The sequence below is a fragment of the Litorivivens sp. genome, from assembly GCF_041624475.1.
GTDB lineage: Bacteria > Pseudomonadota > Gammaproteobacteria > Pseudomonadales > Spongiibacteraceae > Litorivivens.
Genome location: NZ_JBFJUX010000014.1, coordinates 32,955 through 56,550 on the forward strand (window position 1 = coordinate 32,955; position 23,596 = coordinate 56,550).

Here is a 23,596-nt window from a genome sequence, read left to right on the forward strand (position 1 = left end):
ACCATGAAAATACTCGCGATCCCTGCCAGTAACAGTCGCAAATCCATCAATCGCCAGCTGCTTAACTACGCGGCCAGGCTGCTGCCCGATGACACCGTTGAACTGCTGGATATCAATGACTATCCGCTGCCAATTTACAGCGAAGATATTGAGGCCGAGGTGGGCGTGCCGCAGCCGGCCCGGGATTTTCTCGACAAAATCGCCGAAGCGGATGCGCTATTGATTTCCTACGCCGAGCACAATGGCGGCTATGCCGTAGCCTACAAAAACCTGTTTGACTGGGCGTCGCGCGCTGATCGCAATGTCTATCAGCACAAGCCCATTGTCATGTTGGCAGCATCACCTGGCCCAGGTGGTGCGAGCAGTGTGCTTGGCAGTGCAGTCAATTCCGCCCACTTTTTCAGTGGCGAGGTACTGGCCTCACTTTCGGTGCCGAGTTTTTACGAGCATTTCGATGCGGAAGGCGGTAGGCTTATCGATAGCGAACTCGATGCCAGCCTGCGCGAAGCACTGGAGCATCTGAGCCCCGTAGAGGTGGTGTAAGTCCGCGTGAATGATTGGCGCAATCTGTTCTGGTGTGAAAGTCTCTGACACGCAGTGCTGCGTGTCAGAGACTTTGATCAGTGGCTTTTGCGAGTGATCTTGTCGAGATAGCCCATGGCAAAAGCCGAGACCACAAAGGTGAGATGGATAATGACATACCACTTCAGGTAGGTGGGTGAAGTGTTCTCGGTATTTACAAACACTTTCAGTAAGTGAATGGATGAAATCGCCACAATGGATGCCGCAACTTTGTTTTTAAGCGAGCCGGAATCCACTTTGCCCAGCCAGCTCAGTTTTTCCTTGTCTTCGCTGATGTCCAGCTGCGACACAAAATTTTCATAGCCACTGAACATCACCATGACCAGTAAGCCGCCTACCAGTGCCATATCCACCAGTGACAGCACCAGCAATACCAGATCTGCTTCTTTCATTTCGAAAATCAGCGGCAGGTAGTGAAATATTTCCTGGAAGAATTTCAGGCCCAGCATAAACAGCGCCAGACTCAGGCCAATGTAGATGGGTGCCAGAATCCAGCGCGTCCCGTACATCAGGTTTTCGACAAAGCGTTCCAAAACAAATCTCCGAAAAGTCGTTCGAGTGAGGGCGGATTATACAGGGTAATCAGAGCATTCTGGACGGTTGAATCCTGCGAACAGAGTCTGCTTAAGCTACGGCAGGTAAGTAGGGCAGCACCCCGAGATACACGGCCAGAAAATGGCAGGCGCTGCCGCCAATCACAAACAGGTGCCAGATGGCGTGATTGAACGGGATGCGCTTGTTCAGGTAGAACACCACACCCAATGTGTAAACCACACCGCCTGCAATCAATAAGTTGAGTGCCTCGGTTGGCAGGGAAGCGGTCAGCGGTCCGGCCACAATCAATGCCAGCCAGCCCATCACCAGGTATATAATCACGCGCAGGGCTTTGAGGCGATGCCCCCAAACCAGTTTCAGAATGATGCCGGTAACCGCCAGCGCCCAGATCACAGCAAACAGCAGCCAGCCGGAACTGCTGCGCAGATTGACCAGCAGAAAGGGGGTGTAGCTGCCGGCAATCAGCAGGTATATCGCGCAGTGATCCAGCATCTTGAACACCTGCTTGAGGGCTGGGCGGCGAAAGCTGTGGTAGAGAGTTGAGCTGAGGTAGAGCAGCGTCAGGCTGCCACCGAAAATGCTGAAACTGACCAGCTTCCAGATATCGCCTTCGGGAATGGCCATCCTCAGCAGAACAATGGTACCCGCCAGGCTCAGAATGGCTCCGAGTCCATGACTGAGGCTATTCGCCAGGTCTTCGGCGGGGCTGTAGTGGTCTACGAGCAGTGCTGTCTGTGCGCTGGTGTTGTTCATGCCGCCATAGTGGCACAGCTCAGGCCGCCTTGAGAAGACAGTCTCATCAGGCGGGCATTTTGGCCCGGCACTTGTATTCGGCAGTGCGGGAATCGATTTCGATCCAGTCTCCGGTGTCACAGAAATCCGGCACTTTGATTTCAGTGCCGTTGGCCAGGCGCGCAATCTTCATGACTTTGCCGCTGGTGTCGCCGCGGGCCGCATCTTCGGTGTAATCGATTTGGCGAACAATAGTGGTCGGCAGGTCGACGGAGATTACCTTGCCATCAAAGAATACCGCGTTGCACAGGTCGGTCATGCCGTCGACGAGGAAAGGCAGAACCGTTTCCAGATCGTCTGCGTCCAGTTCATACTGGTTGTAGTCGGCGTCGACAAAGACGTAGCGGTCGTCGGCCTTGTAGGAAAAGGTGACATCGATTTTGTCCAGGGTGACCACATCGACCTTGTCGTCAAACTTGTAGACCGTCTCGGTGGATGAGCCGGTAAGCAGGTTCTTCAGTTTCATTTTCATGATCGCACTGTTGCGACCCGATTTGGTGTAATCCGCTTTCTGGACCAGCCAGGGGCTGCCGTCAATAAGGACAACGTTGTGGGGCTTAACATCCTGAGCAGTTTTCATGATGCCTCCGGCGGCACACAATCACGAGAGATTTCGCGGCGCGAATAGTAGCTGTTTTTCGGCAAAGGTCACTAGCTGCTGAGAAATATTTTTCTGTGCCGCCAGATGCTCGCACCAGCGCCGTGCCCCGGCCTGAATGGCCGGCCAGTCAGCGAGCATCTGTTGCCAGCTGCGGGTCGGGTTTGTGCCGTGATTCCAATCCTGCCAGAAGGCCCTGACAGCGTTGGCCGCACTCTCGCTAAAGGATTGATTGTATAGCCTTAAAAAAGCCTCCAGTTTCACGCGATGGGCTTCGTCATCCTGGGGGTAAATGTGCCAGAGCATGGGCGCGGCCGCCCACTGGGCGCGCACAAAGGAGTCTTCGCCTCTGACAATATTGAAGTCGCAGCTCCACAGCAGATGGTCGTACTCGTCGGGAGTGGTAAACGGCAGAATGTACAGGTGCAGTTGCCCTCGGTGAAATTGCTGGCCGGCCACCAGCCGAGCCAGGCCAAGCCAGTCGGCGATGTCACCCTGCACTCGGCCTTCCGGCACAAACAGGTGTACGGGGTGGGATTGCTGACTCAAAGCCGATAGCCAGCTGCCAATATGCGGGTTTTCGTAGCTGAACAGGGAAAGTGTGAGGTCTCCCGTTTCGGGGTTCGCGCCTAAGGATTTCAGAAACCGTGTGTTGCCGGCGTTTTTCCGGAACTGGTCTCTTGAAGAAAGCAGGTTCTGTTCGCGGGAGAGACCACCGGTTTTCTCGGTAAAGCCGGGAAAGAAAAAGTACTTTTTGAGATTGCCTATGCTTTGGGCGACTGGCGAGGGCAGGCCGTGGCAATCCTCGACCCACGCTTCCGCGCTCAGGTATTCCAGGTTCAGCCACAGTGTAGGGCGCGCACTGTCGGCCAGGGCCGAGAGATAGGCGGCGGGCAGCGCGCAAGCGAAGGCTTCAATCACCACGTCGGTCACTGGCTGATCGCGCCAGTGCTCGGGCCAGCGACGAACCGTTACCCCGTCGATACATTGAAGGCTTTTCTCTTCAGAAAGTTCGGGTACCAGTGCAGCCATCACGCTCAGGTCATCGACCCACAGCTGCACATCTTGGCCGTGCTCGTTCACCAGTTGGCGGGCCAGCCGCCAGCACACACCGATATCGCCAAAGTTATCGACGATGCGGCAAAAGATGTCCCAGCGAAGTGGAGCGGTTTTCATCGGGGCGGCCCAGGACGGCTGCAGGGGCGGCTATGATAGCGGGGTGTCTGCCCGTTTCGGTAGCACTATTTCCCGCTGGTCGACCGTTCAGCCGCGACGATTCTCTTCAGTATCAAAACCAACCTGTCGCTGAATATCCTTGAAAGCTATGCCGATACCCGCGAGCTGTTCGCCAATGATCTGGCACAAGGAAGCAGTATCCGCCGCTTTAAGTTCTGCGTTTGTGGCATAGACACAGGTCACGGACAGAGACTGGGGAAAGCGCTTGTAGTCCACCTCATGGGTCAGCCATTGAAAGCCATCGTTTCGCTGCAGCGCAATTTCGCAGGCTTCGGTCAGTGCCTCGCGGATTGCCTTGTCGCGCTTTTTGTCGGTCTTTGTCATGTTTCTCTATGGGCCTGTCGTGTGGTCCCTCTTCGATACGAACGGTTGGGGTGGCAAAGAGGATTGCTGTTTTGGTTGATTAAACAGTCGTAGTGATTTCAGTGTCTTGCCGAAAGAATACCGTGTTCGATGTCAGGGTGACAGCGGGCAGGTTTCTGTGAAGCGTGTAAACTGTGCTGACTACGATGAGGGGCAGCTATATGGATTTTGAGCAGGACGAAAACTTCTGGTCTGTGGTCATTGAAAAGCAGGACTACAGCGGTGTGTCTATTGCGGGAAAGGAGTTTGATGGCTGCACCTTCAGAGACTGCAATTTTACAGAGGCCACGTTTTCCCGTTGTACCTTTTCTGACTGCCTGTTTGAGGACTGCAATCTCAGTCTGGTGGATCTCGATTACAGTCGCTTCTCCGATGTGGAGTTTATTGGCTGCAAACTGGTGGGCGTAAACTGGACCCGGGCGAACTGGCCACAGTTGCTGTTTTCCTCACCCCTTAGTTTCGTGGAATCCATCCTCAATGAGAGTTCGTTTTTCGGCCTGACGCTGCAGGAGCTGGTGCTCGACGGCTGCAAGGCGGTAAATGTGGATTTCCGGGAAGGGGATTTCACCAGCGCCCGCTTCGGTGGCAGTGACTTTTCCGGGGCCCTGTTTTTCAAGACCAATCTGACCTCGGTGGATTTTGTCGAGGCCACGGATTACGCCATTGACCTGTTCAGCAATGAAATTCGCCACGCCAGGTTTGAACGTTTAGAGGCCGTGCGGTTGTTGGACTGTCTGGATGTGGAGCTGGTGGATTAAGCTGTGCAGAGTGATCGGTGCGCAAGAATCGGGTCGATTGACTTGTGCTGCGGGATTAGAGTGGCTGCAGGTTTTAAAAGAATCGGAAAGGCCAGATGGCAGCTTCAGTCAAGGTGACAGCAGAGAGTGGAGAGCAGGGCGCGGCCTATGACCGGGTTGCGGCGGCGATTGAGTATTTGCAGCAACACTTTACCGGGCAGCCCTCGTTGGAGGAGTTGGCGCAGACGGCCAATCTTAGCCCTTTTCATTTTCAGCGCTTGTTCAGTGAGTGGGCCGGCGTCAGCCCGAAAAAATTTCTTCAGTACCTGAGTCTGGATTATGCCAGGCACTTGCTGGCCGATCAGGCGCTTTCTGTAATGGATGCGGCCCATGCGAGTGGCCTGTCCGGCAGTGGCCGCCTGCACGATCTGTTTGTGTCCATCGAGGGGATGACGCCGGGGGAGTTTCGTCAGGGCGGCGAGCAGCTTGTCATCGACTATTGCTTCGCCGACAGTCCCTTTGGCCGAGTGCTTGCGGCGGCAACGACCAAGGGTCTCTGCCATCTTGCCTTTGAGGAGGATGGGGCTGCGGCACTGAGCGCGCTTAAGGCCCGCTTTCCCAATGCGCGCTATCGGCAAGGTGTAACGCCCACATTGCAACAGGTCCTGATGTTTTTTGATCGGGACTGGCAACCGTCATCGCCACTTCGTTTGCATCTGAAAGGCACGCCCTTTCAACTGAAAGTGTGGGAAGGCCTGCTGCGTATTCCAGAGGGGCGGCTCACCAGCTATGGGGCGCTGGCCAAAAGTATCGATCAGCCATCGGCTTCCCGGGCCGTGGGCACGGCCATCGGCAGTAATCCGGTGGCGGTGCTGATTCCCTGTCATCGGGTTATTCGCGCCAGCGGTCAGTTTGGCGGCTATCGCTGGGGTGCAGCGCGAAAAGCGGCGCTGATTGGCTGGGAAGCGGCGCAGATCGAGCGCGAGTAGCCTTCAGCTGATTTTGCGCAGCCGGAAGTTGCGGCCCTTCAGTTTCCCCTTCGACAGTTTGTTAAAGGCCGGATTCACCTGATTGCGGGCAACCGCCAGATAGCTGCGGTTGTCGAAAATCTGAATTTTCCCAACGGCCTTGCCATCAATGCCGCCATCGCCGGTCAGGGCGCCGAGAATATCACCGGGGCGCAGCTTCTGTTTTTTACCGCCGTCAATCTGCAGGGTTACCATTGGGGGAATAGGCGGCTCTTTTTGCAGTGTGTGTTGGCCCGGCAGTCTCTGAGCGTCGGCGAGCGGGTCGACACTGATGTTCAGGCCGGCAACCTTGTGCGCCTCGCGCTGACTGAACAGCGTAAGTGCTAGACCGCTGTTGCCGGCGCGCCCGGTGCGGCCGACGCGGTGGGTGTGAACCTCGGGATCGTGGGCGACCTGATAGTTGATAACCGCCGCCACATTGTCGATATCCAGCCCGCGCGCCGCGACATCCGTTGCTACCAGCACCGTGGCGCTCTTGTTGGAAAATCGAACCAGCATTTCATCGCGGTCGCGCTGTTCCAGATCGCCGTGCAAAGCCAGTACGCTGAAACCCCATTTTTCGAGCTGTTCGGCGACCGCCTTCACTTCCTGGCGGGTATTGCAGAACACCACGGCGGATTCCGGCTGGAATTCCAGCAACAGCAGGCGCAATGCCGCGCGCCTGTCGTCGTTGCTATCTACCCTGTAAAAGTTCTCCGGGATGCTGTGATCGTCGTGGCTGGCATCCACGGTAATCATGACGGGATTGGTCAATACACGCTGTGCCATGGCCTGAATGGATTCGGGGTAGGTGGCGCTGAACAGCAGGTTCTGCCGCGCTTTGGGTAGCTGGGCAATGATCTTGTCGAGGGTTTCTTCAAACCCCATATCCAGCATGCGGTCGGCTTCATCGAGGACAAAACAACTGATATCCGCGGTTTTCAGCGAGCCCTTGCGCAGGTGTTCCTCAACCCGACCCGGTGTGCCGACAATGATATGGGCGCCGTGCTCCAGCGAGCCCAGTTGCGGGCCAAAGGGCGTGCCACCGCATAAAGTCAGTACCTTGATATTGTGGATGCCGCGGGCAAGGCGACGAATTTCCACCGCAACTTGATCGGCCAGCTCGCGGGTGGGGCACAGCACCAGAGACTGAACGCGAAAGCGCTTAACCTCCAATCGGTTGAGCAGCCCCAGCCCGAAAGCGGCCGTTTTCCCCGAGCCGGTCTTGGCCTGGGCGATCACATCCTTGCCCGCCAGCACCAGCGGCAGGCTCTGGGCCTGAATCGGGGTCATGGTGGTGTAGTCCAGCGAGGACAGGTTTTCGACCAGCTCGGGGCGCAGTGTCAGTGATGCAAAAGCGGTGTTAGACATGTTTAGATGAGCTCCACTGGGCAAAGGGCGGGGGCTGGCAGGCAATGTGACACGGGGAATTCCTTGCTGAGCGTAAGCCGGGAGCGAAGTGACTCCGGCAAATGGTGTGTTAAGAGGCCGGGGTGCATTGCGGCGTCCCGGGGGCGCTATCTTATCAGCGTCGGCCCCGAATAGCAGAGAATTTGGCGCAGCAGCGAGTTCTTGCCAGTTTTCGGGTGGTGGGGGAAGATGGCTGCAAAACCACGCAGCATGGCGGTATTGGAAAATGCCGTAGCCAATAACAAACGATAAAAGGTAATACCATGAGCTGGAGCCAGATCAGTGCCTTTGCCGATATTCTTGGCGCAACTGCCGTTATTCTCTCGTTAATCTACCTGGCCTATCAGGTTAAGGATGCCCGCCGTTCCTTTGTGGCCGGAGCGCAGCAACAGCTGGGCGGTGACTTTTCCAGTTTTATGGAAAGTATCTGGTCTGACGAGGAGGTGTTTGACCTGTGGTATAAAGCGCTCAGCACGCCTGAGTCGTTGAGTGAAACCGAGCGAACCCGCTTTGGCATGATTATGTTCTCGATGTTTGCGCACTTTTCTAACGTCTTTGAATTGGCGCGAGTCGATAGCAGTTTTCTGGAGCGCTATGCGCCGGTGATGGACAGAATGCTATCGATGCCGCATATCCAGGGCTGGTGGCAGCGAAACGCCCATGGCTTTTCAGAGCGCTCTGAGTTCCGGCGCTACATTGATGAGCAGGTGGCTGAACAATTGGGTAAGCCCAGGCATGAAGCGAGTAGGCCGGCGTAAAGTCAGGACACTTCTAGATATTACAGCTTTGAATCAACTATTTAGTTAGCGCGTCTCTTACTACCGGTTCCAGCCGGGTCAGCCCCCAGCGTTTGCCCTCAGCTATGGCGGCATCGACATTGCCGCTTTCCAGCCCATGCTGAAGTGCGATCAGTGCGCCGACCCGATTGCCGCTGGCACAGTGGACCAGCGCGGGGTCTGCCCCTATCGATTGCAGTGTCTGCTTCAGCTTTTGCGCGTTGGCCGGCGTAATATCACCGGCGTCCGCCACAGGAATGCTGTGGTATTGCATGCCAAGCGATGAGACATAGGCGGCTTCATCCCAGTCCTGCTCCGGCTGGGGCCTAAGATTAACAATATGTTTTACGCCGAGTTCTGCCAGGGCGGCAAACTCATCGCGGCTGGGCTGGCCACTGCTAAAGATGTTTTCTGCCGGATTGGCGATATTTTTAGTGCCACTGGCCAGCGCCGCTTCGCTATTGACCGTGCCGCCGTTTCCGCAGGCTGTTGTGCTCAGACACAGAATGGCAATAGCGATCAATGTCGAGAATTTTTTGATCATAGTGCGCTCTCCCCGGATTAACGTATATTGCTGCGATGAATGTCGGCGGTTCGTTCCACTAGAAATTATGCCGTATATCCAAGCCTACCATGCGCGGTTCGCCCCAGCTCTCATTAAAGGTGCCGGAGGAGTCGGCGACGGCAACCACACCGATACGGTAGCGTTTATCGGTCAGGTTTTTCGCCCACAGCGATACTGATGTGTCACCTGCGGGGTTTAGCCAGGTGACTCTGGCATCGTAAAGGGTATAAGCGGGCTGCCCGGCCAGTTCGGTGGATCGCTCAAAGGCGTCGTGAGAGCCGGGGTCGAAACCGTAGAAAATATCGCTTTTATAGCTGGCATCCGCGCGGGCTGTTATCAGCCCCCAATCTGGCGACCATTGGTACTGAATGCCCAGGGCTGCCGAGCGTTCTGGCGATACCGGAAATGTTTCGTGGGTTCTGTCCACAAAAACCTCCTGGCCGATCAGTGCGGAGGCCAGATCCAGCTCGGTAAACTCCAGATACTCATAATCATTTACGCTGAAGCTGGCATTGATTTGCAGGGCCGGGCTGGGTAACCAGAGGGCCTCAAGTTCCAGCCCTTGAATCCGCGATTGTCCTGCATTACCGAAAACCACCACGACATTTTGCTCGGAGTCTGCACCGACAGCGATAAGCTGCTGGTCTTCATAATCCATCATGTAAATCGCGCCGTTAAGCCGCAAGCTGCGTTCAAAAGCGTCAATCTTAAAGCCTACCTCGTGATTGGTTACCACCTCAGGCTCAACCCGTTGTAGGCCATCCACGCCACGGGGTTCAAAAAAACCTGACTTAAAGCCACGGCTCCAGGTCGCGTAGAGTAGAGCACTGCTGAGAGGTGTGTCTTGGAGCCAGTCCTCCGACAAGCGATAGGACAGCGACAGCATCGGCGTACTTTGACGAAATGACTCTTCGCGCTCGTCCGTGCGTCCGCTGTCGGGGTCTATGGGGTAGTCATGCAATGCGTCACCGTCGGCATCCGGGAACAGTGAAGCTGCAATGCTTACCGGGTCATCCAGCCAACGCAAGGGGCCGAGATAGGGATAGAAGCCGCTGGCACCGGCACCAAAGGCGCCGGCACTTTGTGGGGCGCCAAAGACATTGCTGGCCAGAAGGCGATTGCCTATTTCGTCCATGTCGGCTTGCAGAGTGCTCAGCTGGGAGTGGCGTTTTTCATTGGTAAAGCGATAGCCGAGGGTGATTTCCAGCTGCTCTGTAAGGTCGTAAGAGGTCTGGGCAAAGAGCGCGGTGGTGGTGTTCTCGAGATCGAAGTCCGATATCACCAGAGGCGAACCAATAAATCCAACCAGCGGTATCGTGCCGGTCGGCGGGGGGCGGCTGGGGGGTGTACCCGTTGCCAGGTCGCCCAGTGTCGTGGAGTCGAGGCCGCGGAAGACATTCGACACGGTAAAGTTTTCGGTATTGGTTTCACGCATCGCAAACAGGCCTACGGTATAGCGCAACGACTGCGAAGCGTTAGAGCCGTTGAACTGAAACTCGATACTGTAAGAACGGCGGTCGCTGTCCTCGGTATTGATATAGCTGCTCCAAAGGGCCGGACCACCGTCGGGGTCGCTGGCCTGGATTGGTCCTTCTTTTTCGCTGCGCAGTCCAACCACGGCCTTTAACTGTAGCAGCTCGCTTAGCTCCCACGTGGCGGTGGTGCCGAGCAAATAGGTATCCAGGTCCTTCTCCAGGCGAGGGTTGGGGCCCTGGTCGGCTTTCAGGTCACCCAGTCGTGCGCGGGAGTTGGCGTTACAGTTTTCTTCGAAGGCTGTCAGCTGTGATGGGTCGGTGTCGCCGGGGTGTGCTACCCAAAGGCCTTCGTAATACAGCGAGTCCTTGGTGGGAATGCGACAGTTTATACCCGCCAGGTTCTCCCGCACTTTTCCGACAAAGGTTTGAGTGTCGAGGCTGAAAGTGTCCGAGGGCTCCCAGCGGGTTTGAAACAGAAACGACTGGCGGTCGTTGTTGGGGTTTCCACGCCCGCCCTGACCGATATTCTCAAAATAGCCGTCGTCTTTGGTCACGTGAATGGCGGTGCGAGTGAAAAAGGTATCAGTGATGGGAATATTGATGCCGGCTTTGAGGCGATGCAGATTGTAGCTGCCGGCGCCTAACTCCAAATAGGCCTCGTCACTGTCATCGGGTTTTCGCAGGCTCACGACCATGGCGCCGCCGGTCGTGTTCTTTCCAAACAGAGTTCCCTGAGGGCCGCGCAGCACCTGGATGCTGGCAATATCTACCGTATCGAGAAGCTGGCCGTCTGAGCGAGGTAGAAAAAGGTCGTCGAGATAGACGCCTACGGTGGGGTCCACCCGAGCGAAGCCCGTGCGCTCACCAATGCCACGGATATATATTTGATTGGCCTGCCCTTTGCGAATTTCCAGGCTTGGTACGGTTTTCGTTAGCTCTGCGGTATTGGCTATTCCGCGCTCACGGAGATCTTCGCCGCTGATGGCGCTGACCGCGATAGGAATATTCTGCATGCTTTCGCTGCGTTTTCGTGCGGTAACAAGCACTTCCTCCAATACGCCGGACGCAGCTAGGGTGTTGGCTGCAGGGACGGCAAATGCCATGGCCAATGTCAGAAATTGCAAGCGTTTAGTCACAGTGAGAGAACCTCTTTCAGCGATGCTTTCTTATGGTTATGTCGCTATCGTAGAGTGGCACGACATTGCGTGGGTGACAATTGCGTAACCTATGCACATGGCCTGTCCGCGCAGGCAGACGGTTAGCGACGCTTCCGGGGTGTTATGCTTGGGGTGGTAGAGGCCCGATTATTCGGTGCGGGGGACGTATGCATTCAGAGCATGTAACGCCACATACTAACGGTAGTGTGCTGTCCTTGCGCGACAGCCGGCTGTTTCGTGTGGAGATGCATATTCTGCAAAACGATGACACCAGCTATAGTCTGGTGGCCCTATCGGGGGAAGAGGCGGCACGGTCCGGTCTGCGCACAAAAACTCAGGGGCCCTATCAGGTGCGTGAGCTCGCGGTGGCAGCGCGAGCAGCTATTGCCCAGGCCTTGATCCGCAGCGGCTACCAGATTCTGAATGACGAGATGCCGCCCCAGTGGCGCCTCATCGCCCAAAGAGAGATAAGACAGATTCGCGAGCTGCGTCGACACAATACCCCCGACTGCAGCTTTGATCCCAAAGACGTGTATTGACTCCATCCCGGAGAAAACCCCGCCATTAACAAGCTGTAACGCGGACTTTGTTGTTGGTTTCCCGCTTCCTCTATAAAATTCTTACACACGTGTTACCTTTTTTGCTGGGCTTGCGTAGAGGTGGTGCCATTCCCGTATTCGCTTAAAGCCTGCCGCCACTATTGTCTTTTAACCAGGGTTTGCTGCATGCCGTCTGAACACACATTACGCATCGCGATTATCGGTGCCGGGCCCGCAGGTATTGCCGCGGGTAAAGAACTGTTGGATAAGGGCTTTTCCAACTTCACTATCTTTGACGCGCTGGACGCGCCGGGAGGCACCTGGCGCCTGCACAATTACCCGGGGCTGGCCTGCGACGTCTGGGCTCATTCCTATACCTTCTCCTATGCCCCCAACCCGGACTGGTCGGAAAGCTTTGTCGGCCATGCCGAGATTCAAGCCTATCTGGCTCGCTGTGCCAGCGACTTTGGTCTTGACCCGCACATCAAACTCAATACCCGCATCAACAGTGCCCACTATCAGCCCGACGGGCGATGGGTTCTAACCACAGCGAGTGGCGAAAGCGATACCTTTGATGCGGTTATCAATGCAATGGGCAATCAGCATACCCCGCTCTACCCCAATGTGCCGGGTCTCGACGTATTTAAAGGCGATAGCTGGCACGGCACCCGCTGGAATCATGATGTTGACCTGACCGGCAAGCGTGTCGTGGTGGTGGGCTCTGCCGCCAGCGCGGTACAGATCGTGCCAAATGTCGCCAAGGTGGCCGGGCACCTGACGGTACTGCAGCGATCGGCCAACTGGATAATGCCCCGCCGCAACAAGCCTTATTCCGCCTTGCAGCGCAAACTGTTCAAGCGCTTTCCCTTCCTGTTAACGCTGATTCGCAAATGGCAGGGGCTGTTGATGGGGCAGGTGGAGTATGCCGTTACCATTGGGCACAAACGGCAGGAACAGTTTGAGAACATGGTTAAAAACTTCATCCGCAAAGCGGTTGATGATCCCGCCCTGCAGGAAGTGCTGGTTCCGGATACGCCCTACGGCTGCAAGCGCGGCCTGGTGTCGGATGATTTTTACCCGGCACTCAATCGCGACAATGTCGACCTGGTCGCTGAAGGTCTTAAGGAAGTGACCGCTAAGGGTATTATGACGGCGAGTGACAAAGCGATAGACGCCGACGTCATTGTTTACTGTACCGGCTATCGGATACAGGACTTTGATCGCATTGAAGTGGTGGGCGTCGATGGCAAGGTGATGGGCGATGTGATGGCTCAGGATCCGCGCTCGCACAAAGGTATTGCGGTGCCGGACTTTCCCAATTACTTCTTCGCGGTTGGCCCGAATGGATTGGTTCTGAACGTTTCATATTTTTTGACCGTTGAGCAGAATGTGGAAACGATTGTTCGCCTATTGGCTGAGTTGCAGCGCAGCGGTAAAAAGACCCTGAACGTAAAACGCGAGGCCTTTGAACAGTATAACCAGTGGATGGCAGAGCGCTTTGCACGTTTTTCCTGGGGTGCCAGTACCTGCAACAGTTACTACCGCGACGCCTCCGGGCACGCACCTTTTCTGTTCCCCGGTAATTTCAAGGAATACCAGCAACTGCAGAAGCAAAGCACGTTGTCAGATTACGAGTTGGCTTGAGGATAATAAATATGCAGGATTTTAATGGTAAAACCGCCGTCGTCACGGGCGCGGCCAATGGTATCGGTCTGGAACTGGCGAAGATTTTCGCAGAGCAGGGGATGAATGTTGTACTGGCAGACATCGAACAGCAGCGGCTGGATTCGGCTGTTAGAGAAGTCGCAGCGCTGGGCGTGGAGGCAATAGGTGTTGTTACCGATGTTGGGCTAAGCGCGTCGGTAGAGTCGCTGTGCAAGACCGCCGTCGAGCGTTTTGGCGGTGTGCAGGTTTTGTGCAACAACGCAGGGGTTTATACGGGCGGTTTGCTCTGGGAGCAGACAGAAGACGATTTTGAATGGCTGATGCGGGTAAATCAGTGGGGTATTGTTCACGGTATCCGCCACTTCGTGCCGCAGATGATTGCCCAGGGTGACGAGTGTCATATCGTCAATACTTCCTCTATGGCCTCAATGTGCACACTGCCCTTTGCCGGTATTTATCATATGACCAAACACGCAGCCTTGGCTGTCAGTGAATGTCTGTTTCATGAATTGGCGATGATGGCGCCGCAGATCCATGTGTCCTGTTTGTGTCCGGAACTGTTCAATACCGGCATTGCACAGTCGGGGCGTAATCGCCCGGCCGAGCTGGCGGCAGAAAACGATAACGAGATGCACAGAATGTCGATGGATGCCATTACCAGCGCGACCGCTAGCTCGCAACACCCGCGCGTGCTCGCTGAACGGGTTCTTCAGGCAATCAAGGATGACGTGTTTTATATTCTGCCGCCTGAGGACAATCCCTGGAATGCGACCGCAAATACTCGTTTGGACGATATTCGCCTGCGTCGCAATCCGACGTTCGCACCACCGGCCATCTAGAGGAGAAACACGCAATGGGAAAAAAGATTACCGGCGGCTGCCATTGCGGTCAGTTTCGCTATGAAACCACGTCCGAGTTGATCGCGCCGCACTATTGCCACTGCGCTGACTGCCGCAAACTCTACGGTGCAGTGGGCGCGGGTTTTGTGGTCATTGAGGAGCAGACGTCAATGACCGGCGATGTTTCCGTGTATGAAAGCGAGGGTGACTCGGGTAATCGAAAGCAGCATTTATTTTGCGGTGTTTGTGGCACGCCGATTGGCGAGCGGGTAGACGCCTATCCCGGAACCCTTGTGTTCACCCCGGGCACGCTGGACGAACCGACAGCCTTTGTCCCCGAGGCGCATTTCTGGGTCAGTCGCAAAGCGCCCTGGACGCGGCTGGACGATGGGCTAGCACAGCTGGAAACGCAGCCCGAAGGTTGAGGTGGAGCAGGCAAGGCTTGTGGTGCGCCAATTCATATGCGAATATCCACATATATGGAAAAGTGAATATATGTCGCCGCTTACCTTTTTTAAATGCCTGTCAGACGACACTCGCCTGAAATCCCTGTTGCTCATTGAGGCGGTGGGAGAGGCCTGTGTGTGCGACCTGATGGACGCCTTGACGCTGGATCAGCCCAAGATATCCCGCCATCTGGCGGAGCTGCGTAAATGCGGCATTGTTCAGGATGAGCGCCGGGGCAAGTGGGTTTACTACCGGCTGCACCCCGAGTTACCGGCTTGGGCGCGGGAGGTGCTCGCCAGTGCCGCTGAGCACAACCCGGACTACTTCCAAAGTGCGCTTTCCCGTATTAAAGGCCTGCTCTCGGCGCGCTGTTGTTAAAGCCAAAAACGGAAGACCCTGTGAAAATACTTTATATCTGCACTCATAACCGCTGCCGCAGCATTCTGTCTGAGGCAATCACCCATCAGCGCGCGGACGGCCTTCTGGATGCGCGCAGCGCGGGCAGTCAGCCGGCGGGCGAAGTGCACCCCTTGTCACTGCGCTACCTTGCGCAGCGCGGTTACCGTACCGAAGGCTTGCAGAGCCAATCCTGGGATGCCTTCGAAGATTTCGCGCCGGACCTCGTGGTGACCGTTTGCGATTCAGCCGCGGGCGAAGCCTGCCCTCTCTATTTTGGAAAGAGCGTAAAGGTGCACTGGGGCCTGTCAGACCCATCAAAAATTGAAGGCAGTGAAGCCGAGCTCGAACAGGCTTTTATGGCCTGTATTGACGAGATTGAGCGCCGTGTGGATCAGCTGATTGAACTGGCCAAGGGCCGACCTTCACCCGAATCGCTGCGCGCGGCGCTGGCCGCGCTGGGAGCACACTGAATCATGACCGACATCACCCTACCCAATATCGATCCCGCGCAGGTTCAGACGCCTGCGGTTAAACACTTTGCTCAAGTTTATTCAGACCATAAACCGCGCATATTGCTGCTCTACGGCTCGCTGCGTGAGCGCTCCTTCAGTCGCCTCGTCGTTGAAGAATGCGCTCGCTTGCTGACCCGTTTTGGCGCCGAGGCGCGCATTTTTAACCCGGCCGGCCTGCCGCAGCCCGATTCCGGCGAAGATGACCACCCCAAGGTGCAGGAACTGCGTGAACTGATGATGTGGTCGGAGGGGCAGGTCTGGTGTTCGCCGGAACGGCACGGCGCCATGACCGGTATTTTCAAAAGCCAGATCGACTGGGTTCCCCTGAATCTCGGTGGGGTTCGTCCGACGCAGGGGAAAACCCTGGCGGTGATGCAGGTATCCGGCGGCTCCCAATCATTCAATGCCGTCAATCAGTTGCGGGTATTGGGGCGCTGGATGCGTATGGTGACCATTCCTAACCAGTCATCGGTGGCGAAAGCTTTTCTCGAGTTTGATGACAATAACCGTATGAAGCCTTCCCCTTACTACAGCCGTATTGTTGATGTGATGGAAGAGCTGATGAAGTTCACGCTGCTGTTGCGCGATAACAAGGATTATTTTGTTGACCGCTATTCGGAGCGCGTGGAAAGTGCCGAACAGGTCAGCCAGCGCGTCAATCAGCGGTCACTGTAAGCGCTTACACGGGAAGCCGATCCCCTTAGCGCCTGGCGATCCCCCAAAGTATTTACCCAAATGCGGGCGGTCGAGGCGCTTGCTGCGTTATAGTGTGCGTAAGCAGCGCGCAAAGGAGCGCAACAATGAAAAAGCTGGAAAATGAAAAGGAACTGGTGCGCAAGGCCATAACCGTCGGCACGCGCTATGCAGAGAAGCGCGGCGCGGTGCAGTTTGAAGCGACCGATTCCGCCAATGAAAAGATGGAGTACGTTTACCGGCTCCTTGTACGCGATAAACTGCTCCAGCCGCTGCCGGAAAGCCAAGTGTCGCAGCAGGCCATCCGCCATCGCCTGGCCCTGTGGGCCGCCTCGCTGGAAAAGAAGTAGAGTATTAGGCCAGCATGAAAATCCCCAAACGATTATTGCCACTGCTGGAAGACGGCCTGGTAGACGAAGTACAGCGCCAACTGCTCAGCGGTAAAGAGGCGACGGTCTATGTGGTGCGCTGCGGTGCCGAGCTGCGCTGCGCGAAAGTCTACAAAGATGTTGCCCAGCGCAGTTTCAAGCAGGCGGTTGAGTACCGGGAAGGGCGCAAGGGCCGCAACAGTCGCCGCTCCCGCGCCATGGAAAAAGGCTCCCGGTTCGGCCGCCAGCAGCAGGAAGCGAGTTGGCACAATGCCGAAGTCGATGCCCTGTACAAACTGGCAGCGGCGGATGTGCGGGTGCCCCAGCCCTACGGCTGTATTGACGGCGTGCTGTTGATGGAGCTGGTAACCGCCGAAGACGGCGATGTTGCACCGCGCCTGAATGATATTGAACTGGCGCCGGAAATAGCGCGGGAAGGCCACGGTTTGATGATGCGCTATGCCGTGAGAATGCTGTGTGCCGGTCTGGTCCACGGCGACCTGTCGGAGTTCAATGTGCTGATGGATGGCGCCGGCCCGGTTATTATCGATCTGCCGCAGGCGGTGGATGCTGCTGCGAACAATCACGCAAAGTCGATGTTTTTACGCGATGTAAACAACATGACCCGTTACTACGGCCAGTTTGCGCCGGAGCTGCTATCCACCGATTACGCCAATGAGATCTGGGCTCTGTACGAGGCCGGCGAATTGAACCCTGACAGTGTTTTGACCGGGCAGTTTGAGCAAACGCTGGAAGAGGCAGATGTCGGCTCGGTGTTGCACGAGATCTCGGCGGCCTTTGAAGAAGAGCAGGAGCGTCTGCAGCGTATCAGTGACGCTGACGACGACTGACCCAAAGTGTTCGGTCGTATCGCGGTGCGTGTGCAAGCAAGCCGGTCAGTTGGAACTGAGCGGCGGCCGCTTTTCGTCCTCTGGCCAGCGCTGTGGCTGATAGATAAACCGCTCCATTGAATACCCCATGGCCGCTATACGCTGTTCCATATCCTGACGAACGTCCTCCGCCAGCTCCGGTGTGCGGGCAAGCAGCCAAACATAGTCTCTGGATTGGCGGGCAATGATGGTTACGGAATAGTCCGGGGCCAGATAGGCGATGCGGTAGTCAGCTTTAAAGGGCCAGATAAACTGCATTTTCCACTGGCTATTGTTGCTTCCTTCCACCACCCACGCGGTGGGGGTGAAGGTTTTCAGTGGGGCCTCAAAACTGCCATCGCGGAAGCGATAAGTCGTATTGATGCGCCCGTCCTCGGCAAGCTCATAGCTCTCTATGCCATTGTGAGCGTCTTTCTCCGGAGCCAGGGGGATAAAACCGATAACGTACCAGTCGCCCATGAATCGTTGAAGGTCAACGTGTTCGGGGCGCGGCAGCGGCGGGTAATCCTGCGTGCTGGAGCAGGCAGTCAGCAGGGTAATCAGGATGGTAGCCAGAAGTGTTCGCATAATCGTCGCCTTGCCTGAATGGGCTTACTGTTACGCTGGAATCGCGCTCGTGGAGCACTGATGTCCTGACTGAAGGGCGATGTCGAAAATTCGCAACGCCTTATTTCTGCCGGTGGTTTTTGATCAGCTCATAGGCCGCCTGTATTTCCTGAGCCTGCTGTTTTCCCATTTCGACCATATGATCGGGCAATCCCTGCCCCATCAGTTTGTCGGGGTGGTATTGGCTCATCAGCTTGCGATAGGCGCGCTTAAGCTCCTGATCGCTGCAATCCTTGCCTACACCCAGTGCCTTGTAGGCGTCATCGAGATCGTTCTGGGTGGTGTGCCCTGGCGCAAAATGGGTCTGGTTGAGGGTTCTGTCGAGAATCTGCTGAAACTGCGCCTCACTGAAACCTAGCTGGCGGGCAATATTGCTCAGCAAGTCCTGTTCCTGGCGGTCGAAGTCGCCATCGGCCAGTGCGATAACGATCAAAAATACTACCAGCACTTCCGGCAGGTTTGCGGTGTGGCCGCAAGTGCGGCGGAACTCCTGAATAATGTCGCTGGCGTCATAGCCCGGCGCAGCGCCCTCTTTGAACCAGCCGATGGCCTGCCGGCGCTGGTCAGCGGACATCTTCAGCTGGGTCATAAAGGCTTCGGTGTGGTCGATTTCGGCCTGAGAGATATGGCCGTCCGCCTTGGCCAGCTTGCCCTTCAGCGTAAAAATCGTTTGCAGAAATACCTGTTGGCGATGGCCGCGGGTCAGGGGGTTGGCGCCACCGAGACCGAGTGCGCGCACCCTGTCATAGGCCCCGCCGATAAAGAAACCGAGCAGGGCGCCAAAAAAGCCGAAAATCCCAAAACCGATCAGTGCGCCTAAAACTTTGAACATTAAGATCCTTAATTAATCTGTGCAGCATTGGGGCGTAGTGTACTGAATTTTGCGGTGAAGTTTTGGGTGAGCTCGGGCGAGCTGGGTTCTCACCCGCCAAAAGCAACTATTATCAGTTGCATTTATTTGTTGGGTTTTCTATGCTGGCGTGACTGTCGAAGGGATGCGATATGTCCAAACGAGCAAAGCTTATTGCCCGGCTCGAAAATATGCGAGGCGATTTCACCTGGATGGAGCTGGAGCAGCTGCTTTATCAGTTGGGTTATACAAAGCAGGAAGGTAGCGGCTCGCGGGTAAAGTTCTGCAATGGTGAGCCGGCTGCAAAAATAATTTTACACAAGCCGCATCCCGGGAACGAGTTGAAGCGTTATGCGCGTAGAGAAGTGTTGGAAAAGCTTAGGGCTGGAGGTCTGATTTGATGACCAACGTGATGAAATACAAGGGTTATATCGGCTCCATTGAGGCTAGCCCTGAAGATGGCGTTCTTTTTGGAAAGCTGCTCTATATCCAGCCACTGATTACCTATGAGGGTGAGACAGTACCTGAACTCAAAAAAGCGTTCGAAGAGTCGGTAGAATGCTATCTTGCAGATTGCATGGAGGAGGGTATCGCTCCTGAAAAGCCGTGCAAAGGCTCATTCAATGTACGTGTTGGCCACGATATGCATCTTGCTGCTGTCGAAGCGGCAGGTCGAGAGGATAAAAGCCTGAACGATCTGGTTCGCAGTGCGCTTGAAGCTTATCTCGCGAAAAGCAGAACGAGTACCTCAGCCAGGTAAATCTGGTGGGGTTTGCCCAAGCCCGAGGTTTGCTCAAGTAAAGTTACCTACAAGAGAACACTATGTCTTACGAATTAAGCGGAAAAATCAAACTCATCCAGGAAACCCAGACCTTCAGCAGCGGTTTTACCAAGCGTGAAATGGTGGTTACGGTTGAAGAGGGAAACTACCCGCAGGATATCAACCTGGAGTTTCTAAAAGACAAAATCAGTCTGCTGGATAATCTCAGTGTGGGGCAGCAGGTTACCGTAAGTTTTGATATTCGCGGGCGAGAGTACAACGGCCGTTACTTCAACAATCTGGTGGGCTGGAGAATTCAGAGTGATAGCGCTGCGGTGGATGACGGTTATCATCAATCAGCGCCGCCGGCGGATCAGTTTGACAGCTCGCCTTTTGATTCAATGGATGACGACATTCCCTTCTAGTTGGGCTGTTCTTGCAGCGCAGCAGCCTGATCTTGATGCGCAGATTGGCTAGTCTTCATTAAATGCATCGCGGTGAAATTCAGCGGCCTCTTCCACTTCCTGCAGCCCTCGTTCCTTCAGCTGTTCGGGCGGCTCGGCCCCGGCCAGCACTTGCAGTACCGTGTGCACGCCGCGTGACAGCGATTTCAGGTCGTAGCCGCCCTCAAGAACCAGCGCCAGTCGGCCGTCGCAGTGCTCGGCCGCGATCTCCTGCACGATGCTGGTCAGCATCGCAAAACCATCGTAGGTGAGGTTCAGTGCCATATCGTTCCGGTGAGGGTCGAAGCCGGCGGATATCAGCACCAGGTCGGGTTGAAAGTGGGCCGCTGCGGGAACCAGTATTTCCCGAAAGGCTTTTTCGAAAATAACGTCGCCCGTGTCCTCGGGAATCGGCACATTGATGGTATAGCCTTCGCCCAGTCCGCCTCCCACTTCATACAAACTGCCGGTACCGGGGTAAAAGGGCGCCGCACAGTGAATATCAAAGAACAGGACATCGGGATCGGCCCAGAAGATATCCTGCGTGCCATTGCCGTGGTGGGCGTCCCAGTCGATGATCAGAATCCGTTCGCAGCCCAGTTTTGCCTGGGCATGAGCAGCCGCCACCGCGACATTATTAAACAGGCAGAAGCCGCGCGCCCTCACCGGGTCGGCGTGGTGGCCCGGCGGGCGCACCAGTGCGAAGGCGCTTTGCGATTCTCCTTTGACTACGCACTCAACCGCGGCGATGGCATTGCCGGCGGCTGAGGTGGCTGCCTTGATGGAGTTGGGTGATACTGCGGTCGTGTCACTGTCCAGCCACGCGGGTTTGCCTTCGAGAGAGAACATATGATCGAGGTAGGTGGTGGTATGGACCCGGCCGAGCTGATCGTAGCTGGCGTGGGCTCCTGCTTTAAAGGTCAGGCCGGGGATGGGTTCGGCATCCAGCAGTTCTTTGATGGCGGTCAACCGCCCCGGGTGTTCCGGATAGCTCCATTTGAAATCCAGTTCTTTCAGAATATTCCTGACCCGTTTTTCAACACGGCTGGGAAGAAAGGGGAGATTCACGTCTGGATCGTGGCCCAGCATGACCTCGTCGTAGAATACTGTGACGCTGCGATCGCCTATCACTGAGAACCTCCCTTTTAACGGTTATGCTGTGCGGCCCGCGTTCAACTTTGCTTTAACCAGACTGGTAAATGCTGCGGCGCGCACACCGGTCACCTCAAAGCCCAGTCGCTTCCAGGTGGCGTCGGCTTCTTTGTTGCTTATGGCGTACTCAAGAATCAGTTCGGGAACATCGCGCTGCTCTGCAAAAGCAATCAACTGCTTGAGCATGGCGCTGAAAATGCCGAGTTTACGAAAGTCTGGCTCAACCCAGATATCATCGATGATGCCGGACTTAAAGACGTGGTCTCCCGCCTGCTCCCATATGCCCTGACTGCGCCAGATGTAGAGGTAGGCCATACCCACCAGGCCGGCATCGGGAAGCTCGGCCACTACCAGCAGTTTGTCCTTGTCGAGTAGGGCGGCGGAGAGGATTTCCAGCAAACGTTTGCGTTCTTTTTTTTTCAGCTTTTGCGCAGGAGGGCCGGCTACATGCAGGGCCAGTTTGACCTGAAAATCCACCAGCGCCGGCAGGTCATCTTCGCCGGCCTTGCGTATGATCAGATCCTGACGCTTGTAGCTTTCTGCTGCCATGGAACACCGCCTGAACTGGATAGGGGCCGGACGACTTGCCCTGCTTCCCACCTTGCCAGCTACGGCCCATTCTTGCGCAGAATAACAGCGGCGGCCAGTGATTTCTGGTCGCCGGTCGGTCAACGGCGCGGTATAAGTAAACTGCCGGTTCGAATCCGTTGCGGATGATTGCCTACCGGCACGCTGGCTACCTGATCGCCGGTCTCGAAGTCGATAACGACTACCCGATCCTGCTCGCTGCTGGATACGTAGCAATGTTTGCCGTTCTCACTCTCGGTCGACCAGTAGGGCTTGGAACCGAGCGGCTCCTCCGACAAGGTGACAATCTTGTATTCAAAGGTTTCGCGATCGACGATGGCGGCATAGCCCGACATGGTGGCCGCAGCGCACAGCTTGGTGCCTTCGTGGTTCAGGGCCAGGCCGTGATGAGCCGAGTTAAGCTGGTATTTGCGCAGGGGCAGAGCCTGAATCTGCGGCGGTACCGGTAGCTCCAGGTGTCGCGTAATGCGGTGTTCTTTCAGGTCGTATTCAAAGAAGCCGTGAAAGAAGGAAATCTGCAGATAGGCATAGCTTTCATCGGGCATGACCGCCATGGGGCGCACGGCAGAGTCCACCCAATCCATACCGTATTCTTCCAGTTTTTCCCGCATATCAACGGTCTTGAGCACTTCATAGGTGTTGGCGTCGGCTATGACAAAGCGGCGCTCGCCTTTCAGCCAATCCAGCCAGTCGGCGGTGGTCGGCACAAATACCCGCCCAATGGAGGCGTGATAAATCCGCTGGCCGTCCTTGGAGTAATTGCTTTCATGGGGCTGATCACCGGGGTAGAAATTGTCGACAATCTCGCCGGTCGCAGTATCAATGGCGTGCACCACACCGCCAGTGGAGGCAGAAATCAGGAATATCTTGCCGTCTGGTGACAGGGCGGCGTGATCAGAGCGCACGCCTTTAACCGGGGTGCGCCAGGCAATTTCACCGGTCAGTACATCCAGCGCAATCGCATCGGCAAAGCTGGGGCGGGATACAAACAAGTAACGACCATCTTTGGAGGGGAACAGGTCGTCCACCAACTGGTCGTTGCCTTCGCCTATCACATGGCGAATAAAGCGGGCGGCGCCCCGGCGGTAGAAACTGTCATTAATCTCGGCAAAACGCTCTTCAATATCCGGTACCAGGTTGAAGCGGGCCAGTATCTCAAAGGTCTCCGGGTCAAAGACTTCGGCGGTGCCGTCCCAATTGCTGCCCACCACCACCGCGTTGCGTAATTCCGTATCCGCGAGTTTGACGCTGGGATTGCCCGCCAGTGCCGGGGCAACCGGCTCCAGCGGCCGGGTGATGAGATAGAGGATGGCGGCGATGCCGGCCAGCAGAATCAGCAGTAATACCTTGATAGCTCGCATAGTCGTTCTCTTTGTCATTCGGGGTGCGCTCAGTCGGCGACAGCAGATGTGATCATAGCAAACTTGCTGATCCAGGATTGTCAGCTAGGCGACAGTTGCTCAATCTACGTGGTGGCAAAGCCGGGGCGGTGAAGCCTAGATGCTGCCGTTACTCATTATTTAAACCACAGCGGAATATTGTGATTCTGTGCTTGCCTGGCCGAGGGAGGTTGTAGAAAGTGGGTAAACCAA

General features: G+C 55.9%; 29 protein-coding genes. 16 read left to right on the forward strand and 13 right to left on the reverse strand.

The window, feature by feature from the left end; translation table 11 throughout:
* Positions 1–3 precede the first annotated feature (3 nt).
* Positions 4–543 carry an NADPH-dependent FMN reductase gene (locus tag ABY734_RS13575; protein ID WP_372779835.1) on the forward strand — a complete coding sequence of 180 codons (540 nt, stop codon included), beginning with the start codon at positions 4–6 and terminating at the stop codon, positions 541–543.
* A gap of 77 nt (positions 544–620) precedes the next feature.
* Here ABY734_RS13575 and ABY734_RS13580 read toward each other — a convergent pair whose 3' ends face one another.
* The 5 genes from ABY734_RS13580 to ABY734_RS13600 all read right to left on the reverse strand — a co-directional run bounded on the left by ABY734_RS13580 (position 621) and on the right by ABY734_RS13600 (position 4,087).
* Complete coding sequence (locus ABY734_RS13580; RefSeq protein ID WP_372779836.1) at positions 621–1,115, reverse strand: TIGR00645 family protein; 495 nt, start codon at positions 1,113–1,115, stop codon at positions 621–623.
* A gap of 91 nt (positions 1,116–1,206) precedes the next feature.
* On the reverse strand, positions 1,207–1,890 hold the full coding sequence (locus ABY734_RS13585) for a hemolysin III family protein (RefSeq protein WP_372779837.1): 684 nt from the start codon (positions 1,888–1,890) through the stop codon (positions 1,207–1,209).
* A 46-nt stretch (positions 1,891–1,936) separates the two neighbouring features.
* Positions 1,937–2,509, reverse strand: coding sequence for an elongation factor P (locus ABY734_RS13590; RefSeq protein ID WP_372779838.1), 573 nt, complete (start codon positions 2,507–2,509; stop codon positions 1,937–1,939).
* A 21-nt stretch (positions 2,510–2,530) separates the two neighbouring features.
* On the reverse strand, positions 2,531–3,703 hold the full coding sequence (gene earP, locus ABY734_RS13595; RefSeq protein ID WP_372779839.1) for an elongation factor P maturation arginine rhamnosyltransferase EarP: 1,173 nt from the start codon (positions 3,701–3,703) through the stop codon (positions 2,531–2,533).
* Between the two features lie 87 nt (positions 3,704–3,790).
* Entirely contained in the window at positions 3,791–4,087 is a 297-nt protein-coding gene (locus ABY734_RS13600) for a hypothetical protein (protein WP_372779840.1), read from the reverse strand.
* A gap of 200 nt (positions 4,088–4,287) precedes the next feature.
* On the opposite strand from ABY734_RS13600, the gene ABY734_RS13605 reads away from it, so the two are divergent.
* On the forward strand, positions 4,288–4,884 hold the full coding sequence (locus ABY734_RS13605) for a pentapeptide repeat-containing protein (RefSeq protein WP_372779841.1): 597 nt from the start codon (positions 4,288–4,290) through the stop codon (positions 4,882–4,884).
* 95 nt (positions 4,885–4,979) lie between these two features.
* Positions 4,980–5,852, forward strand: a complete 873-nt coding sequence (locus ABY734_RS13610; RefSeq protein ID WP_372779842.1) for a bifunctional transcriptional activator/DNA repair enzyme AdaA — start codon at positions 4,980–4,982, stop codon at positions 5,850–5,852.
* A 3-nt stretch (positions 5,853–5,855) separates the two neighbouring features.
* Here the strand turns inward: ABY734_RS13610 and dbpA are convergent, their stop codons facing one another.
* Positions 5,856–7,241: an ATP-dependent RNA helicase DbpA gene (gene dbpA / locus ABY734_RS13615; protein ID WP_372779843.1), complete on the reverse strand. Its 1,386-nt coding sequence runs from the start codon at positions 7,239–7,241 to the stop codon at positions 5,856–5,858.
* A 302-nt stretch (positions 7,242–7,543) separates the two neighbouring features.
* On the opposite strand from dbpA, the gene ABY734_RS13620 reads away from it, so the two are divergent.
* Positions 7,544–8,038 carry a hypothetical protein gene (locus tag ABY734_RS13620; protein WP_372779844.1) on the forward strand — a complete coding sequence of 165 codons (495 nt, stop codon included), beginning with the start codon at positions 7,544–7,546 and terminating at the stop codon, positions 8,036–8,038.
* A gap of 37 nt (positions 8,039–8,075) precedes the next feature.
* Here ABY734_RS13620 and ABY734_RS13625 read toward each other — a convergent pair whose 3' ends face one another.
* Both ABY734_RS13625 and ABY734_RS13630 read right to left on the reverse strand, forming a co-directional pair.
* Positions 8,076–8,600, reverse strand: a complete 525-nt coding sequence (locus tag ABY734_RS13625) for a beta-lactamase hydrolase domain-containing protein (RefSeq protein ID WP_372779845.1) — start codon at positions 8,598–8,600, stop codon at positions 8,076–8,078.
* A 58-nt stretch (positions 8,601–8,658) separates the two neighbouring features.
* Entirely contained in the window at positions 8,659–11,232 is a 2,574-nt protein-coding gene (locus ABY734_RS13630; RefSeq protein WP_372779846.1) for a TonB-dependent receptor, read from the reverse strand.
* A gap of 188 nt (positions 11,233–11,420) precedes the next feature.
* Here ABY734_RS13630 and ABY734_RS13635 point away from each other — a divergent pair, with 188 nt between their 5' ends.
* The 9 genes from ABY734_RS13635 (at position 11,421) to ABY734_RS13675 (ending at position 17,566) form a co-directional block, all read left to right on the forward strand.
* Positions 11,421–11,792, forward strand: coding sequence for a hypothetical protein (locus ABY734_RS13635; RefSeq protein WP_372779847.1), 372 nt, complete (start codon positions 11,421–11,423; stop codon positions 11,790–11,792).
* 186 nt (positions 11,793–11,978) lie between these two features.
* Positions 11,979–13,436, forward strand: coding sequence for a flavin-containing monooxygenase (locus tag ABY734_RS13640; RefSeq protein WP_372779848.1), 1,458 nt, complete (start codon positions 11,979–11,981; stop codon positions 13,434–13,436).
* 11 nt (positions 13,437–13,447) lie between these two features.
* Positions 13,448–14,296, forward strand: a complete 849-nt coding sequence (locus ABY734_RS13645) for an SDR family NAD(P)-dependent oxidoreductase (RefSeq protein ID WP_372779849.1) — start codon at positions 13,448–13,450, stop codon at positions 14,294–14,296.
* 14 nt (positions 14,297–14,310) lie between these two features.
* Positions 14,311–14,721 (forward strand): GFA family protein, encoded by a 411-nt coding sequence (locus ABY734_RS13650; protein ID WP_372779850.1) that lies wholly within the window; start codon positions 14,311–14,313, stop codon positions 14,719–14,721.
* Between the two features lie 70 nt (positions 14,722–14,791).
* On the forward strand, positions 14,792–15,121 hold the full coding sequence (locus ABY734_RS13655) for a metalloregulator ArsR/SmtB family transcription factor (protein WP_372779851.1): 330 nt from the start codon (positions 14,792–14,794) through the stop codon (positions 15,119–15,121).
* Between the two features lie 20 nt (positions 15,122–15,141).
* Positions 15,142–15,612 carry an arsenate reductase ArsC gene (locus ABY734_RS13660; protein WP_372779852.1) on the forward strand — a complete coding sequence of 157 codons (471 nt, stop codon included), beginning with the start codon at positions 15,142–15,144 and terminating at the stop codon, positions 15,610–15,612.
* A 3-nt stretch (positions 15,613–15,615) separates the two neighbouring features.
* The gene (gene arsH / locus ABY734_RS13665) at positions 15,616–16,329 is read left to right on the forward strand and encodes an arsenical resistance protein ArsH (protein WP_372779853.1); all 714 of its coding nucleotides are present in this window, start codon (positions 15,616–15,618) and stop codon (positions 16,327–16,329) included.
* A gap of 125 nt (positions 16,330–16,454) precedes the next feature.
* Positions 16,455–16,697 carry a DUF5062 family protein gene (locus ABY734_RS13670; protein ID WP_372779854.1) on the forward strand — a complete coding sequence of 81 codons (243 nt, stop codon included), beginning with the start codon at positions 16,455–16,457 and terminating at the stop codon, positions 16,695–16,697.
* 14 nt (positions 16,698–16,711) lie between these two features.
* Entirely contained in the window at positions 16,712–17,566 is an 855-nt protein-coding gene (locus ABY734_RS13675; RefSeq protein WP_372779855.1) for a PA4780 family RIO1-like protein kinase, read from the forward strand.
* Between the two features lie 45 nt (positions 17,567–17,611).
* Here the strand turns inward: ABY734_RS13675 and ABY734_RS13680 are convergent, their stop codons facing one another.
* Entirely contained in the window at positions 17,612–18,172 is a 561-nt protein-coding gene (locus tag ABY734_RS13680) for a lipocalin family protein (protein ID WP_372779856.1), read from the reverse strand.
* Positions 18,173–18,272: 100 nt separating this feature from the next.
* Positions 18,273–19,043 carry a co-chaperone DjlA gene (djlA, locus tag ABY734_RS13685; RefSeq protein WP_372779857.1) on the reverse strand — a complete coding sequence of 257 codons (771 nt, stop codon included), beginning with the start codon at positions 19,041–19,043 and terminating at the stop codon, positions 18,273–18,275.
* A gap of 170 nt (positions 19,044–19,213) precedes the next feature.
* Between djlA and ABY734_RS13690 the strand changes: the two genes are divergently transcribed.
* The 3 genes from ABY734_RS13690 (at position 19,214) to ABY734_RS13700 (ending at position 20,246) form a co-directional block, all read left to right on the forward strand.
* A complete protein-coding gene (locus ABY734_RS13690) occupies positions 19,214–19,462 on the forward strand; it encodes a type II toxin-antitoxin system HicA family toxin (protein ID WP_372779858.1) in 249 nt (82 codons plus the stop codon).
* Positions 19,462–19,821 carry a type II toxin-antitoxin system HicB family antitoxin gene (locus ABY734_RS13695; protein WP_372779859.1) on the forward strand — a complete coding sequence of 120 codons (360 nt, stop codon included), beginning with the start codon at positions 19,462–19,464 and terminating at the stop codon, positions 19,819–19,821. The genes ABY734_RS13690 and ABY734_RS13695 overlap by 1 nt, the downstream gene beginning before the upstream one ends.
* A 62-nt stretch (positions 19,822–19,883) precedes the next feature.
* Complete coding sequence (locus ABY734_RS13700; RefSeq protein WP_372779860.1) at positions 19,884–20,246, forward strand: DUF3127 domain-containing protein; 363 nt, start codon at positions 19,884–19,886, stop codon at positions 20,244–20,246.
* 48 nt (positions 20,247–20,294) lie between these two features.
* On the opposite strand, the gene ABY734_RS13705 is transcribed toward ABY734_RS13700, so the two are convergent.
* The 3 genes from ABY734_RS13705 to ABY734_RS13715 form a co-directional block, all read right to left on the reverse strand.
* A complete protein-coding gene (locus tag ABY734_RS13705) occupies positions 20,295–21,395 on the reverse strand; it encodes a histone deacetylase (protein WP_372779861.1) in 1,101 nt (366 codons plus the stop codon).
* 21 nt (positions 21,396–21,416) lie between these two features.
* Complete coding sequence (locus tag ABY734_RS13710; RefSeq protein ID WP_372779862.1) at positions 21,417–21,965, reverse strand: N-acetyltransferase family protein; 549 nt, start codon at positions 21,963–21,965, stop codon at positions 21,417–21,419.
* A gap of 119 nt (positions 21,966–22,084) precedes the next feature.
* Entirely contained in the window at positions 22,085–23,365 is a 1,281-nt protein-coding gene (locus ABY734_RS13715) for a YncE family protein (RefSeq protein WP_372779863.1), read from the reverse strand.
* Between the last annotated feature and the right edge of the window lie 231 nt (positions 23,366–23,596).

Excerpts from the sequence above, each read along its gene's own strand:
- ABY734_RS13575 (WP_372779835.1), top strand. The coding sequence starts at position 4 with ATGAAAATACTCGCGATCCCTGCCAGTAACAGTCGCAAATCCATCAAT.
- ABY734_RS13585 (WP_372779837.1), bottom strand. The coding sequence starts at position 1,890 with ATGAACAACACCAGCGCACAGACAGCACTGCTCGTAGACCACTACAGC.
- ABY734_RS13590 (WP_372779838.1), bottom strand. The coding sequence starts at position 2,509 with ATGAAAACTGCTCAGGATGTTAAGCCCCACAACGTTGTCCTTATTGAC.
- earP (WP_372779839.1), bottom strand. The coding sequence starts at position 3,703 with ATGAAAACCGCTCCACTTCGCTGGGACATCTTTTGCCGCATCGTCGAT.
- ABY734_RS13600 (WP_372779840.1), bottom strand. The coding sequence starts at position 4,087 with ATGACAAAGACCGACAAAAAGCGCGACAAGGCAATCCGCGAGGCACTG.
- ABY734_RS13605 (WP_372779841.1), top strand. The coding sequence starts at position 4,288 with ATGGATTTTGAGCAGGACGAAAACTTCTGGTCTGTGGTCATTGAAAAG.
- ABY734_RS13610 (WP_372779842.1), top strand. The coding sequence starts at position 4,980 with ATGGCAGCTTCAGTCAAGGTGACAGCAGAGAGTGGAGAGCAGGGCGCG.
- dbpA (WP_372779843.1), bottom strand. The coding sequence starts at position 7,241 with ATGTCTAACACCGCTTTTGCATCACTGACACTGCGCCCCGAGCTGGTC.
- ABY734_RS13620 (WP_372779844.1), top strand. The coding sequence starts at position 7,544 with ATGAGCTGGAGCCAGATCAGTGCCTTTGCCGATATTCTTGGCGCAACT.
- ABY734_RS13625 (WP_372779845.1), bottom strand. The coding sequence starts at position 8,600 with ATGATCAAAAAATTCTCGACATTGATCGCTATTGCCATTCTGTGTCTG.
- ABY734_RS13635 (WP_372779847.1), top strand. The coding sequence starts at position 11,421 with ATGCATTCAGAGCATGTAACGCCACATACTAACGGTAGTGTGCTGTCC.
- ABY734_RS13640 (WP_372779848.1), top strand. The coding sequence starts at position 11,979 with ATGCCGTCTGAACACACATTACGCATCGCGATTATCGGTGCCGGGCCC.
- ABY734_RS13645 (WP_372779849.1), top strand. The coding sequence starts at position 13,448 with ATGCAGGATTTTAATGGTAAAACCGCCGTCGTCACGGGCGCGGCCAAT.
- ABY734_RS13650 (WP_372779850.1), top strand. The coding sequence starts at position 14,311 with ATGGGAAAAAAGATTACCGGCGGCTGCCATTGCGGTCAGTTTCGCTAT.
- ABY734_RS13655 (WP_372779851.1), top strand. The coding sequence starts at position 14,792 with ATGTCGCCGCTTACCTTTTTTAAATGCCTGTCAGACGACACTCGCCTG.
- arsH (WP_372779853.1), top strand. The coding sequence starts at position 15,616 with ATGACCGACATCACCCTACCCAATATCGATCCCGCGCAGGTTCAGACG.
- ABY734_RS13670 (WP_372779854.1), top strand. The coding sequence starts at position 16,455 with ATGAAAAAGCTGGAAAATGAAAAGGAACTGGTGCGCAAGGCCATAACC.
- ABY734_RS13675 (WP_372779855.1), top strand. The coding sequence starts at position 16,712 with ATGAAAATCCCCAAACGATTATTGCCACTGCTGGAAGACGGCCTGGTA.
- ABY734_RS13680 (WP_372779856.1), bottom strand. The coding sequence starts at position 18,172 with ATGCGAACACTTCTGGCTACCATCCTGATTACCCTGCTGACTGCCTGC.
- djlA (WP_372779857.1), bottom strand. The coding sequence starts at position 19,043 with ATGTTCAAAGTTTTAGGCGCACTGATCGGTTTTGGGATTTTCGGCTTT.
- ABY734_RS13690 (WP_372779858.1), top strand. The coding sequence starts at position 19,214 with ATGTCCAAACGAGCAAAGCTTATTGCCCGGCTCGAAAATATGCGAGGC.
- ABY734_RS13695 (WP_372779859.1), top strand. The coding sequence starts at position 19,462 with ATGACCAACGTGATGAAATACAAGGGTTATATCGGCTCCATTGAGGCT.
- ABY734_RS13700 (WP_372779860.1), top strand. The coding sequence starts at position 19,884 with ATGTCTTACGAATTAAGCGGAAAAATCAAACTCATCCAGGAAACCCAG.
- ABY734_RS13710 (WP_372779862.1), bottom strand. The coding sequence starts at position 21,965 with ATGGCAGCAGAAAGCTACAAGCGTCAGGATCTGATCATACGCAAGGCC.
- ABY734_RS13715 (WP_372779863.1), bottom strand. The coding sequence starts at position 23,365 with ATGCGAGCTATCAAGGTATTACTGCTGATTCTGCTGGCCGGCATCGCC.